This is a genomic window from Mesorhizobium sp. M7A.F.Ca.US.005.03.2.1 (assembly GCF_003997795.1).
In the GTDB taxonomy this organism is placed as follows: Bacteria; Pseudomonadota; Alphaproteobacteria; order Rhizobiales; family Rhizobiaceae; genus Mesorhizobium; species Mesorhizobium ciceri.
The window spans coordinates 1-12,419 of the sequence record NZ_RZRP01000086.1; the positions used below are offsets into that span (position 1 = coordinate 1).

A 12,419-nucleotide genomic window follows, 5' to 3' on the forward strand; every position below is an offset into this window, starting at 1 on the left:
GATCAAGGCCGGGCTGAGGTACTGGCGGATGAAGGATTCGTCGCGATGCTCGGCCCAGGCGTCCAGCAGGACCTCGCGCCAGTTGCCCTGGCCGGCCATGTCGGGGAACCAATCGCGGTCCTCGGCCGTGGGTTCGGTCGAGATGCGCTGAATGTCCTGCATCATGTCGAGGCCGAGAGCATAGGGGTTGATGCCTGAAAAACGCGGATCGTCGAAGGCCGGCTGGAAGACCACGTTGGAATGATTGCGCAGGATTTCGAGCATGGCGCCTTCGCTGATCTGGCCGCGGTCGAACAGCATGTTCATCAGCGTATAGTGCACGAAAGTGGCACAACCTTCGTTCATCACCTGTGTCTGCCGTTGCGGGTAAAAATATTGCGCGATGACACGAACGATCCTGATGATCTCGCGCTGCCAGGGTTCCAGGACTGGGCTGTTCTTTTCCAGGAAATAGAGCAGGTTTTCCTCGGGCAGATTGAGCGATTTCTTCCACTCTGGGTCCTGGCCCTTGTCGTTGGCCGCTTGCTGCGAGGCCGGCAGCGTACGCCACAAGTCGTTGTAGGAGCGCTCCTCGTATTCGAGACGCTCGCGAATTCCTTCGCGTTGCCGTTCCGACGACAACCTCGGCGGCCGGTGATAGCGAAACACGCCCTGATCCATCAGCGCGTGGGCGGAATCGAGAACAGCCTCGACGGCGGCGAGGCCGTGCCGCTCCTCGCAACGGACTATGTAGCCCTTGGCGAAGTCCAGGTAGCTGAGGATCGCACCCGCATCCGTCCACTGTTTGAACAGCTGATTGTTCTTGAAGAAATGATTGTGCCCGAGCGCTGCGTGGGCCGTCACCAGGGCCTGCAGGGCCATGGTGTTTTCCTCCATCAGATAGACGATGCAGGGATTGGAATTGATGACCAGTTCATAGGCAAGCCCCCGCCCGCCCTTGCGATAGAGCAAATCCTGGTGGAGGAAATGTTTGCCGAAAGACCAGTGACGGTACATCAATGGCATGCCGATGGACGAATAGGCGTCGAGCATCTGCTGCGACGAGATGATCTCCATCTGAACGGGATAGGTGTCCAGATGAAGCTCTTCGACCGCAAGTGCCTCGATAGCGTCATAGGCCCGCGACAATGTTTTGAAATCCCAGTCGGACCCTGAAAAAAGCAGGCTGGATTTGCTCGCTTGTCTGGCCATCGGGAACCTCATGCCCTCTTGAGGGCGGCCGGTTGCCTGCCGAAGAGCTGGCGAAAAACCGGATAGATATCGGCGGGTGTGGCGATGCGGCTCATCTGGAAGTTCGGCCATTTCTGGTCGATGGAGTTGTAGGCACGCCACAGCGATGTCCCGTTTTCTGTCGAGCCGAAAATATGAGCTTCACGCTCGTCGATGATCTCGACATACGCAAAATACTGGCACAGCCGCATGAGCTCGCCATTGAGCAGCGAAATGCATCGCTCCGAATCGCCGGCGAAATTGTCGCCGTCCGAGGCCTGGGCGGCATAGATGTTCCAGTCATGGGCCGGGTAGCGGCTGGTGATAATACGGTGCATTTCCTCCAGCGCGGTGGAAACGACGGTGCCGCCGCTTTGGGTGTTGTAGAAAAATGTTTCCTCGTCGACCTCCTGAGCCAGGTGCGTGTGGCGGATGAAGACAATCTCGATGCGGTCGTAGCGCCGTTTCAAGAACAGGTGCAGCAAGACGAAGAAGCGCTTGGCCAGATCCTTCTCGCGCTCGCCCATGGACCCGGACACGTCCATAAGACAGAACATGACGGCATTGGCGTTCGGCACCGGCCGGGAATCGAAGCGGTTGAAGCGGATGTCGACCGGATCGACATAGGCAATCCGGCGGCGGCGGCGTTCCAGCCGGTCGAGTTCTTCGCGCAATGCCGCAATACGCTGGCGCGCGTCGGCGCTGGATGGCGTCGACTCGAGCGAGGCGATTTCCTCGAGGATCGCATCCAGTTCGACCTGCTTGGGGCGCCTCAGCGCAATGCGGCGGCCGTGGCTGTTGCGCATCGTGCGGCCAACATTGATGTTGGTCGGCGAACCTGTGGCGGCGAAGCCGGCTCTGCGCGGCTTGAAGGCAAGGATCTCCTTGAGGTTGAGCTTGACCATGTCCGGGAGCTCGAGATCCTCGAAGAAAAGATCGAGCACTTCCTCGCGCGACAGCACGAAACGAAAGTCGTCTTCAGATGCCTTGTTTCCCGGCGACGATGCTCCCCCGCCGCCCCCGCCGGGCTTGGGGATCAGGTCTCCAGCGGAGAAATGCCTGTTGCCCGGCAAGATGTGCTGGCGCCTGCCGCTGTCGCGGGCGTTGTTGAAGCTCGGCTCGCTTGTGCCTCTTTCGGGCATGCGCACGGCATGCTCGGAATCCGCGTCGGTGATCCTGCCGGTGCGGATCTGATCGCGTATGCTGCGTTTCAATTCCTCGCGCGCGCGTCGCAGGAAGCGCTGGCGATTGCCGAGGCTTTTGTCTTTCGGGTTCAGGCGGCGGTCGATGAAGATCGGCATGGAACCATCCGGGTTCTCTAACCCGCCCTGTTCACCCGCATGTACCAGTCCACAAGGCGACGCACCTGCCGCTCGGTGTAGCCGCGCTCGACCATCCGCTGCACGAATTCATTGTGCCGCTTTTCCGTGACACTGTCCTGCTTGGAGCCGAAACTGATCACCGGCAGGAGGTCCTCGACCTGGCCGAACATGCGTTTTTCGATGACTTCCCGCAGCTTTTCGTAACTTGTCCACGCCGGGTTGCGGCCATGGTTTCTTGCACGGGCGCGCAGGGTGAATTTCACCACCTCATTGCGGAAGTCCTTGGGATTGGCGATGCCGGCCGGTTTTTCGACCTGTGAAAGCTCGTTGTCCAAAACCTCGCGGTTGAGGATCTGGCCTGTGTCGGGATCCTTGTAGTCCTGGTCTTCGATCCAAGCGTCGGCATAGGCGATGTAGCGGTCGAAAAGGTTCTGGCCGTACTCGCTGTAGGATTCCAGATAGGCTTTCTGGATCTCATGGCCGATGAATTCGGCATACCGCGCGGCCAGCTCGGACTTGATGAACTCCAGATAGGCGGCTTCCGTCTCCTTCGGAAACTGTTCGCGCTTGATTGCCTCCTCCAGGATGTACATGAGATGCACGGGGTCGGCGGCCACCTCTTCGGTGTCGTAGTTGAAGGTCTGCGACAGGATCTTGAAGGCAAAGCGCGTGCTGACGCCTGCCATGCCCTCATCGACGCCGGCGGCGTCCCGATATTCCTGAACCGACTTTGCCTTGGGGTCGACTTCCTTGAGGTTCTCGCCATCATAGGCGCGCATCTTGGTGTAGAGCGGCGAATTGTCGTGCTCGGCCAAGCGGGTCGAGACGGTAAACCGGCTGAGGATGTCCAGCACCTCTGGAGCGCAGGGACTGGCGGCCAATTCGCTCTCCCGCAACAGTTTCTCGTAGATCTGCCGCTCTTCGGTTATCCGCAGGCAATACGGCACCTTGACGACGAGGATGCGATCGAGAAAAGCCTCATTGTTCTTGTTGTTCTTGAACTGCAGCCATTCCGACTCGTTGGAATGGGCCACGATGATCCCCTGGTAGGGAAAGGCGCCGAAATTTTCGGTGCCGTTGTAGCTGCCTTCCTGGGTAGCCGTCAGCAGCGGATGCAGGACCTTGATAGGCGCCTTGAACATTTCGACGAATTCAAGCAGGCCCTGGGTGGTCCGGTTCAGTCCACCGCTATAGGAATAGGCGTCCGGATCGGACTGGCTGAAGTTTTCCAATTGCCGGATGTCCACCTTGCCGACCAGGGCCGAGACGTCCTGATTGTTCTCGTCGCCGGGCTCGGTCTTGGCGATGCCGATCTGGCGCAGTCGCGACGGCATCAGCTTGACGACGCTGAACTTGGAAATGTCGCCGGAAAGTTCGTCGAGGCGCTTGGCCGCCCATGGCGAAATGAGCCCATTCAAGCGGCGCCGGGCAATGCCGTATTTATCCTCCAGCAGGTCGCCCATGCGATCGGGATGGAAAAGGCCAAGCGGCGATTCGAAAACCGGGCTGACCTGGTTGCCGACCTTCAGCGTGTAGATCGGGCGCTGTTCCATCAACTTCTTCAGCCGCTCGGCAAGGGAGGATTTGCCGCCGCCCACCGGGCCGAGCAAATAGAGGATTTGCTTGCGCTCCTCGAGCCCCTGGGACGCATAGCGAAAATAGCCGGCGATGCGCTCGATTGTATCCTCCATGCCGTAGAAATCGGCGAAGGAGGGGTACACTTTCAGGGTCCGGTTGGAGAAAATACGGCCGAGCCGCTCATCCTTGCTGGTGTCGACCAGGTTCGGCTCGCCGATCGCCTCGACCATCCGTTCAGGCGCCGAGGCATACATCGACTTGTCCTCGCGGCAGGCAAGGAGATATTGCTGGATGCTGATCTCTTCCTGCGCCGCGTTGGTGTAAATTTCCGAAAAGAGATCGAAGACGTCAGACTGGTTCTCTCGCATGATGCTTTTGCCCTCGGAGCCGCTGTGGCTTCCATTCGGCTCACCACGCATTCAACTGCCGGGGGGCACCGTTTGTTCCCTTCATGTGAAGAGGTGGCCGCGATCTTAAGGATTGAGGCTACTCCGCGAGACCAAAGCGCTCGTTGCGGAGCCGTATTCAGCGCGGGTAGCGGGTGTGTTGCGAACCCCTGACTGGACGGCTGGGGCGGCCGCGTGCAGTCTTGCTTTGCCAGGAGACAATGATGATCGATCGACGAAGCCTGATCATGGCCTCCATGGCGGCGATGCTGCCGTTGGAAGCGTCGGCCGCGTGGAAAACACGCCGGCCCACGCCAGAAACCTTCGACTACGGGCCGGCCAAGCTCGACATCTACGCGCCCGATGGTGCAATCGGCCTGCCGGTCGTGTTTTTCGTTCATGGCGGCACCTGGCAGTTTGGCAAACGCAGTCAGGTGGACGCCAAACCGGCCTTCCTGCTCGCCAACGGCTTCTGCTTCGTCTCCATTGATTACCGCATGCTGCCGCAGGCCAATGTCGCCACCCAGGCTGGTGACGTCGAAAAGGCCTATGCCTACATCAGGGCCAACATCGCCCGGCATGGCGGCGATCCCAACCGCATCGTCGGCATGGGCCATTCGGCCGGCTGCCATCTGGTTGCGCTGACCGGCATGCGCGGCGGATTGCCGGGCATAGCCGCGCTCATCCTCGACGACACCAGGGCCTATGATCTTGCAGCACTTGCCAAAAATGGCGGTATGGTCCGGGCCTATGCCCGCGTCTTTTCCGATCCCGCGCAATGGGCGGCACTTTCGCCGGCCAGCTATGTCGACGGCCGCAAGCACCCGCCGACTTTCATCGCCTATTCGCGGGCATCGGGCCGGAGCGAGGACTCCAAGGCCTTTGCCGAGCGCCTGCGCTCGACGGGCACCAAGGTTACGCTGTTCGACGGCAGCGCCTATACGCATATGTCGATCAATCGCGATTTCGGCGAGGACGGCGACGCGCTGACCGCGGCCGCGCTGGCATTCCTGAAATCGACGGTTGGCTGATCTTTACGGCACTGGATTAGATCAAAAGTAGCGGCAAGACATTGCTGCAGGTGCTCGCGGGTGCAACTGCTCTGCGATCTTGAGCGGGAGGGAATTGCATGAACGGCGCCGATGTCCTGTGTGACGTGCTTCTGGCCAATGATGTGACGGTCTGCTTCGCCAATCCCGGCACCTCCGAAATGCACTTCGTTGCAGCGCTTGACCGCAAGCCGAAAATGCGTTGCGTGCTCGGGCTGTTCGAAGGCGTCGTGACGGGTGCCGCCGATGGCTATGCGCGGATGGCCGATCGGCCGGCCGCGACGCTGCTGCATACCGGTCCCGGCCTGGCCAATGGGCTGGCCAACATGCACAATGCCCGGCGTGCCTTCAGCCCGATGATCAACATCGTCGGCGACCACGCCTCTTACCATCTGCCGCTCGATGCCCCACTCACCAGCGATATCGAGAGCCTTGCGGCGCCGATGTCCAACTGGGTCGGCCGCGTCAAGGGTCCGGCCGATGTCGTGCCGGCAGCTGAAGCGGCCTTTCGCGCCTCGCTGACACCACCCGGCGTCGCGACCCTGATCCTGCCGGCGGATGCCGCCTGGGGCGAAGTCGAGGCGGTTTTGCCCGGCAAGGTGAGGCTGGTGCCAGCGCCGGCCGTCGATATGGACGCGGTACGCAAGGTCGCCGCGGCGATCCGTGCCGCTCCGGGCCGGGCCGGCATGATCGTTCGCGGAAAGGCCGCTCGCGCCGATGCGCTTGCCATCGCCGGGCAGATCTCGGCGGGCAGCGACGTCCGGCTGTTCGGCGAGGTTCTGATCGCACGGATGCAACGCGGGCGCGGGCGTGCCGCGCCGATCCGCATCCCCTATCCGGTCGATGCGGCGATGGCTGTGCTGAGCGACGTCGATGTTCTGATCCTGGTCGGCGCAAAGGAGCCGGTTGCCTTCTTCGCCTATCCGGGAAAACCGGGACGGCTTGTCCGGGAAGGCTGCGAGGTGCTGACATTGGCCGCCCATGGCGACGATCTGCATGCGGCGCTGGAGGCGCTTCGCGACGAACTTGGCATCCAGCCGTCGCAACACAAGGTGCTGGCGGCCGCTTTTCCCGACGAGGCAACGCCGAACGGCAAGCTGACGGAAGATGCCGTCGCACTTTCGGTGGCGCGCAAACTGCCGGCCGATGCGATCGTCTGCGATGAAGCGGTCACCTCGGCCAGGCGTTTCTTCGCGCTGTCGGCCTTTGCCGCGCCGCACGACTACATGATGGGCACGGGCGGATCGATCGGTGGCGGCATCCCGATGGCGACCGGGGCGGCAATCGCCTGTCCCGACCGCAAGGTGGTCAATCTCGAAGCCGACGGCAGCGGCATGTACACGGTGCAGGGATTGTGGACGCAGGCGCGGGAAAAGCTCGACGTGGTGACGATCGTGTTTTCCAACCGAACCTATGCGATCCTGCATGGCGAGATGAAGAATGTCGGCGTCGGCGCCATCGGCGAGAACGCCAGGCGCATGCTCGACCTCGACCATCCCTCGCTCGACTGGGTATCGCTGGCCAAAGGCATGGGCGTGGAGGCGGCTCGCGCCGATACGTGCGAGCGCTTCGACGCGTTGCTGGACAGTGCGCTGTCACGGCGCGGGCCGTTCCTCATCGAAGCGGTGCTCTGAGCGCGGGGAAGCGACCTACCAGCGGGTCTTTTCGCCGGGAGCCGCGGGTTCGATCGCCAGCGCATGCACGCCGGCCTTCAGTTCGTCGGCAAGCAGTTCGTTGACGGCGCGGTGACGGTCGATGCGGCTCATGCCGGCAAAGGCGGAAGCGACGACGCGGACGCGAAAATGCGTCTCGCCGGTGCCGTCGTAAGTGCCGTGATGGTCGGAGCCGTGATGGTGGTGGCCGGCATGGAGATGGCTCTCGTTGATGATAACCAGCCTGTCCGGCGAAAATGCCTTGTTGAGCTTGTCTTCCATGGTCGCCTGTATGGACATCGCCATCTCCCTTCACCACATATCGTTGGCGTCTCGGCCTGGAAACCGAAAATCGGTTTCGCGAGGGGCCGCCGCCGCGCAACAAAATCCGCCATTCGCCTGCTTTATGCCGCGATTCAGCGGTTAGGGCGATGATCGCGAAAATGTCAATTCTTGTTTCGCATCTGCGAACGCCCCATAAATGGGTAAGATGAAGCCGTACCCCAAATATTTCGAGAAGATTCGCGTCCGCCCCGACAAGGACGCGGAGCTGAAGTCGCACTCGCCGATCTGCCAGTGGGACGGCTGCAAGGAAGCGGGCACCCATCGTGCGCCGGTCGGGCGCATGAAGGAGGGTGAGTATTTCCACTTCTGCTTCGATCATGTGCGCGAGTACAATAAGGGCTTCAACTACTTTTCCGGCGTACCGGACACCGAGGTCGCGCGCTTCCAGAAGGAAGCCATGACCGGGCACCGGCCGACCTGGAAGATGGGCGCCAACGGGGCCTCGACCCGGTCGTCGCCCGATATGGCCCAGATGCGTTCCGGCCGCGCCGGCTACTATAACCGCATGCGCGACCCGTTCGACCTGTTCAAGGGACCCAAGGATCCGCGCGAGGCGCGCGAGCGCAAGGCCAAGCCGCTTGAGGCCAAGGCGCTGGAAACGCTTGGTCTTGATACAAAGGCGACTGGCAAGGAGATCAAGGCGCGCTATAAGGAACTGGTGAAACTACACCATCCGGATGCGAATGGTGGCGACAGAGGTTCGGAAGACCGGTTCCGCGATGTGCTGCAAGCCTATCGCGTGCTCAAACAGGCGGGCCTGTGCTGAGCGACCATACGGTTCGTGTCGTTTTCCAACTTTCATAAGGTTGGAAAAGGCTTTAAGACCGCCCCCGGACAAAATCGATTGCCGGCGAAATCAGACGTTTCGCCCGTGGAGACGTTGAGAGATATGAACAAGGTCGATCGCGACATCGCCAACCTGCCCGACACGACGGTGTCGGTGAAGGAGAAATTCGGCTTCGAATCCAAGATGGTGGTGCCGGCCTATTCGGTGACATCGGAGCATGTGCCCGACATCGACCCGGACTATCTGTTCGACAAGAACACGACGATGGCGATCCTTGCGGGCTTTGCCTACAACCGCCGCGTCATGGTGTCGGGCTATCACGGTACCGGCAAGTCGACCCATATCGAACAGGTCGCCGCCCGCCTCAACTGGCCCTGCGTGCGCGTCAACCTCGACAGCCATGTCAGCCGTATCGATCTCGTCGGCAAGGACGCGATCGTGGTCAAGGACGGGTTGCAGATCACCGAATTCCGCGACGGCATCCTGCCCTGGGCCTACCAGCACAATGTCGCGCTGTGCTTCGACGAGTATGATGCCGGCCGTCCGGATGTGATGTTCGTCATCCAGCGCGTGCTGGAATCGTCAGGCCGGCTGACGCTGCTCGACCAGAGCCGGGTTATCCGCCCGCATCCGGCCTTCCGGTTGTTCTCGACCGCCAACACGGTCGGCCTGGGCGACACCACCGGCCTCTATCACGGCACCCAGCAGATCAACCAGGCCCAGATGGACCGCTGGTCGATCGTCACCACGCTGAATTATTTGCCGCACGACAATGAAGTCGCCATCGTGCTGGCCAAGGCCAAGCACTATCGCGACGGCAAGGGCAAGGACATCGTCAACAAGATGGTGCGCGTCGCTGACATGACGCGCTCGGCCTTCATCAACGGCGATCTGTCGACCGTGATGAGCCCGCGCACGGTGATCACCTGGGCAGAGAATGCCGAGATATTCGGCAATATCGGCATGGCGTTCCGGCTGACCTTCCTCAACAAGTGCGACGAACTGGAGCGCTCGGTGGTGGCCGAGTTCTACCAGCGCGCCTTCGGCGAGGATCTGCCCGAGAGCGCCGCCAACGTGGTCCTGGGGTAAGACCGCTCCATGGGAACGACCCACCGGACGTTCCTATGGAGTCTTGTATTCCTCTGCTTTGGTCTCAGTCAGGCAGCCATGGCCCAGAACCAACCACTCAAACCTGGGCAGACTTGGACGTATCACGGCGCGACACCAGTATCCTCGCGTGTGATCATAGGCGCTGTCGATTATCTGGAAGGCGAAAGTCAGCCGATCGTATCGATCTCAGTCTCTGACGCGCCGATACCTAATGACGGAAAGCAGCTGCAAACAATCCCTCACCTCCCTGTAGCGGCTGACGTACTGAGAGAAAGTCTGGTTGAACTTGAGGGTGTTCGTCCAATTCCCGACGGGTTTGACCACGGATACAGTCATTGGAGACAGGCATATGACAGTGGGAAAGGCGGCTATTTTACGATCTCGGTCGAAGAGATTATCGGCCTCCTGCGCACTCAGCTTGGCCAGCGGCCAGCGGTACAATAGAGATAGATGATGGCGGGTCCGGGCGACAACACGCGCAACAAGTCGAAGACGGGCTCTGAAGCCGACAGCTTCAAGCGTGCCGTCACCGTCTGCATGCGCGCCATTGCCGGCGACAAGGAACTGGAAGTCGGTTTCGCCAAGGACCGGCCGGCGCTCGCCGGCAGCCGTGCGCGTCTGCCCGAATTGCCGAAGAAGGCGTCGAAGACCGATATTGCGATCACCCGCGGCCTCGGCGATTCCATGGCGCTGAAGCGCGCCTGCCACGATGTGCGCATCCACACCAAGCTGGCGCCGGAAGGCAAGGCGGCCCGCGCCATCTATGACGCGGTCGAACAGGCCCGCGTCGAGGCGATCGGCTCACGCGCCATGCAGGGTGTCGCCGACAATATCGGTTCGATGCTGGAGGACAAATACGCCAAGGCCAACCTCGTCGACATCAAGGACAAGGCCGACGCGCCGATCGAGGAAGCTCTTGCCCTGATGGTGCGCGAGAAGCTGACCGGCCGTCCGGTCCCGAAAAGCGGCGAGCGGCTGGTCGAGCTCTGGCGCCCCTGGGTCGAGGAGAAGGCCAAGGCCGACCTCGACGGATTGTCGGCCAAGCTCGGCGACCAGCAGGCGTTCGCCCGGGTCGTGCGAGAGATGCTCGCCTCCATGGAGATGGCCGAGGAACTCGGCGACGACCAGGAGACGGAAGATTCAGAGGACAATGACGACAACCAGCCGCAAGGCGAGGAGCAGAGCGAGGAGGGCGGCGAAGAGGATTCCGGCTCCGAGCAGTCGCAGTCCGAGGATGCCGAAGCTTCGGCCGATGACGAGCAGTCGGCCGAGACGGAAGCCTCCGACGCCACCGCCGACGATCTGTCCGACGATGACGACGCCGATGCCGAAACACCCGGCGAAGCGCGCCGCAACGACAATCCCTTCACCAATCTGCCGAAAGAGATCGACTACAAGGTCTTCACCACCGCTTTCGACGAGACGGTCGGCGCCGAGGAGTTGTGCGAAGAAGAAGAGCTCGACCGGCTGCGCGCCTTCCTCGACAAGCAGCTCGCCAACCTGTCCGGCGTCGTCGGGCGGTTGGCCAACCGCCTGCAGCGTCGGCTGATGGCACAACAGAACCGCTCCTGGGATTTCGACCTGGAAGAGGGTTACCTCGACCCGGCAAGGCTGGTGCGGGTCGTCATCGACCCGATGCAGCCGCTGTCGTTCAAGCAGGAGCGCGACACCAAATTTCGCGACACGGTGGTGACGCTGGTGCTCGACAATTCCGGCTCGATGCGCGGCCGGCCGATCACGGTCGCCGCAACCTGCGCCGACATATTGGCGCGCACGCTGGAGCGTTGCGGCGTCTCGGTCGAGATCCTCGGCTTCACGACGCGGGCGTGGAAGGGCGGGCAGGCGCGCGAGAAATGGCTGAAGGATGGCAAGCCGCCGAATCCTGGCCGGCTCAACGATCTGCGCCACATCATCTACAAGTCCGCCGACCATCCATGGCGGCGGGCACGGCGCAATCTCGGCCTGATGATGCGCGAAGGCCTGCTCAAGGAAAATATCGACGGCGAGGCGCTGCTGTGGGCGCACAACCGGCTGATCGCCCGGCCCGAGCAGCGCAAGATCCTGATGATGATCTCGGACGGCGCGCCGGTCGACGATTCGACGCTGTCGGTCAATCCGGGCAATTATCTCGAACGCCATCTGCGCGCCGTCATCGAGCTGATCGAGACGCGTTCGCCGGTGGAACTCTTGGCCATCGGCATCGGCCACGATGTCACGCGCTACTACCGCCGCGCCGTCACCATCGTCGATGCCGAGGAGCTGGCTGGCGCCATGACCGAGCAGCTGGCTTCGCTGTTTGCCGAGGAAAGCGCGAAGGATACGCGGCGCGGCGGTGGTATGCGGCGCGCCGGATGATCTCCAGGCGCGGCGGCTTTCAGCAGACGCTTTTCGCCGCCATCGCCCTGCTTTCCGATGTGGCTTCGGCGGCAGCCGGTTCGCCCGACTCTGGTTCTGTCGAACCGGTCGAAATCTCGGCCCGCCCGATCACCGAATTTCACATTGGCCGTGCCGACAAGCAATTCGGCCCTTTCGAATTCGTCGGCGGGCTGGAGATGACCTCGCCGACACGCGATTTCGGCGCGCTGTCGGCCTTCCGCTTCCTGAAGGCCGGCGGTGACTTCATCGGCGTTGCCGACACCGGCTTCTGGTTCTTCGGCACGGTGGTCCGCGACGCGGAAAAGCGGCCCTCCGGCATCCAGAATTTCCGCATGCAGCAGATGGTCGACGAGACCGGCCGGCCGATCGACAGGAAATGGGAGGTCGATGCGGAAGGCCTCGCGGTCAAGGACGGCATTGCCACCGTCGGCTTCGAGCGCAGCCACCGCGTCGCCCAGTTCAAGATCGACGCCAACGACATGAAGGCGCCGTTCAAGCCGCTGGATTTCGTCGTTCCGGCCCAGGAGCTGCGCCAGAATCGCGGCTTCGAGACCGTCACCCACGCCAATGCCAACGGTCAGCATGAGGGCGGCCTGGTCGTGGTC

10 protein-coding genes are annotated in these 12,419 nt (G+C 61.9%); 6 read left to right on the forward strand and 4 right to left on the reverse strand.

The window, feature by feature from the left end; translation table 11 throughout:
* The 3 genes from EN991_RS07490 to EN991_RS07500 form a co-directional block, all read right to left on the reverse strand.
* Window positions 1-1,191, reverse strand: a 1,191-nt coding sequence (locus tag EN991_RS07490) for a SpoVR family protein (RefSeq protein WP_127368488.1), incomplete at its 3' end; no start/stop codon positions are given.
* Window positions 1,192-1,199: 8 nt separating this feature from the next.
* Window positions 1,200-2,510: a YeaH/YhbH family protein gene (locus tag EN991_RS07495; protein ID WP_013529361.1), complete on the reverse strand. Its 1,311-nt coding sequence runs from the start codon at window positions 2,508-2,510 to the stop codon at window positions 1,200-1,202.
* A 17-nt stretch (window positions 2,511-2,527) separates the two neighbouring features.
* The gene (locus tag EN991_RS07500) at window positions 2,528-4,477 is read right to left on the reverse strand and encodes a PrkA family serine protein kinase (protein ID WP_013529362.1); all 1,950 of its coding nucleotides are present in this window, start codon (window positions 4,475-4,477) and stop codon (window positions 2,528-2,530) included.
* Window positions 4,478-4,719: 242 nt separating this feature from the next.
* Between EN991_RS07500 and EN991_RS07505 the strand changes: the two genes are divergently transcribed.
* Both EN991_RS07505 and EN991_RS07510 read left to right on the forward strand, forming a co-directional pair.
* Window positions 4,720-5,526, forward strand: coding sequence for an alpha/beta hydrolase (locus EN991_RS07505; protein ID WP_013529363.1), 807 nt, complete (start codon window positions 4,720-4,722; stop codon window positions 5,524-5,526).
* Window positions 5,527-5,624: 98 nt separating this feature from the next.
* Window positions 5,625-7,178, forward strand: a complete 1,554-nt coding sequence (locus EN991_RS07510; protein WP_127368489.1) for an acetolactate synthase large subunit — start codon at window positions 5,625-5,627, stop codon at window positions 7,176-7,178.
* A gap of 15 nt (window positions 7,179-7,193) precedes the next feature.
* Here the strand turns inward: EN991_RS07510 and EN991_RS07515 are convergent, their stop codons facing one another.
* Complete coding sequence (locus tag EN991_RS07515) at window positions 7,194-7,496, reverse strand: BolA family transcriptional regulator (protein WP_013529365.1); 303 nt, start codon at window positions 7,494-7,496, stop codon at window positions 7,194-7,196.
* Window positions 7,497-7,677: 181 nt separating this feature from the next.
* Between EN991_RS07515 and EN991_RS07520 the strand changes: the two genes are divergently transcribed.
* From EN991_RS07520 to EN991_RS07540, 4 genes are all read left to right on the forward strand, one after another.
* The gene (locus tag EN991_RS07520) at window positions 7,678-8,307 is read left to right on the forward strand and encodes a J domain-containing protein (RefSeq protein WP_013529366.1); all 630 of its coding nucleotides are present in this window, start codon (window positions 7,678-7,680) and stop codon (window positions 8,305-8,307) included.
* A 123-nt stretch (window positions 8,308-8,430) separates the two neighbouring features.
* On the forward strand, window positions 8,431-9,417 hold the full coding sequence (gene cobS / locus EN991_RS07525; protein ID WP_013529367.1) for a cobaltochelatase subunit CobS: 987 nt from the start codon (window positions 8,431-8,433) through the stop codon (window positions 9,415-9,417).
* 471 nt (window positions 9,418-9,888) lie between these two features.
* Entirely contained in the window at window positions 9,889-11,793 is a 1,905-nt protein-coding gene (gene cobT / locus EN991_RS07535) for a cobaltochelatase subunit CobT (RefSeq protein WP_174299058.1), read from the forward strand.
* The coding region (locus EN991_RS07540; RefSeq protein WP_206519174.1) for an esterase-like activity of phytase family protein at window positions 11,790-12,419 on the forward strand (630 nt) is incomplete at its 3' end. The genes cobT and EN991_RS07540, both read left to right, overlap by 4 nt.

What these genes read in the sequence shown, in the direction of transcription:
- EN991_RS07500 (WP_013529362.1), bottom strand. Translation starts at nt 4,477, where the DNA reads ATGCGAGAGAACCAGTCTGACGTCTTCGATCTCTTTTCGGAAATTTAC.
- EN991_RS07495 (WP_013529361.1), bottom strand. Translation starts at nt 2,510, where the DNA reads ATGCCGATCTTCATCGACCGCCGCCTGAACCCGAAAGACAAAAGCCTC.
- EN991_RS07505 (WP_013529363.1), top strand. Translation starts at nt 4,720, where the DNA reads ATGATCGATCGACGAAGCCTGATCATGGCCTCCATGGCGGCGATGCTG.
- cobT (WP_174299058.1), top strand. Translation starts at nt 9,889, where the DNA reads ATGATGGCGGGTCCGGGCGACAACACGCGCAACAAGTCGAAGACGGGC.
- EN991_RS07510 (WP_127368489.1), top strand. Translation starts at nt 5,625, where the DNA reads ATGAACGGCGCCGATGTCCTGTGTGACGTGCTTCTGGCCAATGATGTG.
- EN991_RS07520 (WP_013529366.1), top strand. Translation starts at nt 7,678, where the DNA reads ATGGGTAAGATGAAGCCGTACCCCAAATATTTCGAGAAGATTCGCGTC.
- EN991_RS07515 (WP_013529365.1), bottom strand. Translation starts at nt 7,496, where the DNA reads ATGTCCATACAGGCGACCATGGAAGACAAGCTCAACAAGGCATTTTCG.
- cobS (WP_013529367.1), top strand. Translation starts at nt 8,431, where the DNA reads ATGAACAAGGTCGATCGCGACATCGCCAACCTGCCCGACACGACGGTG.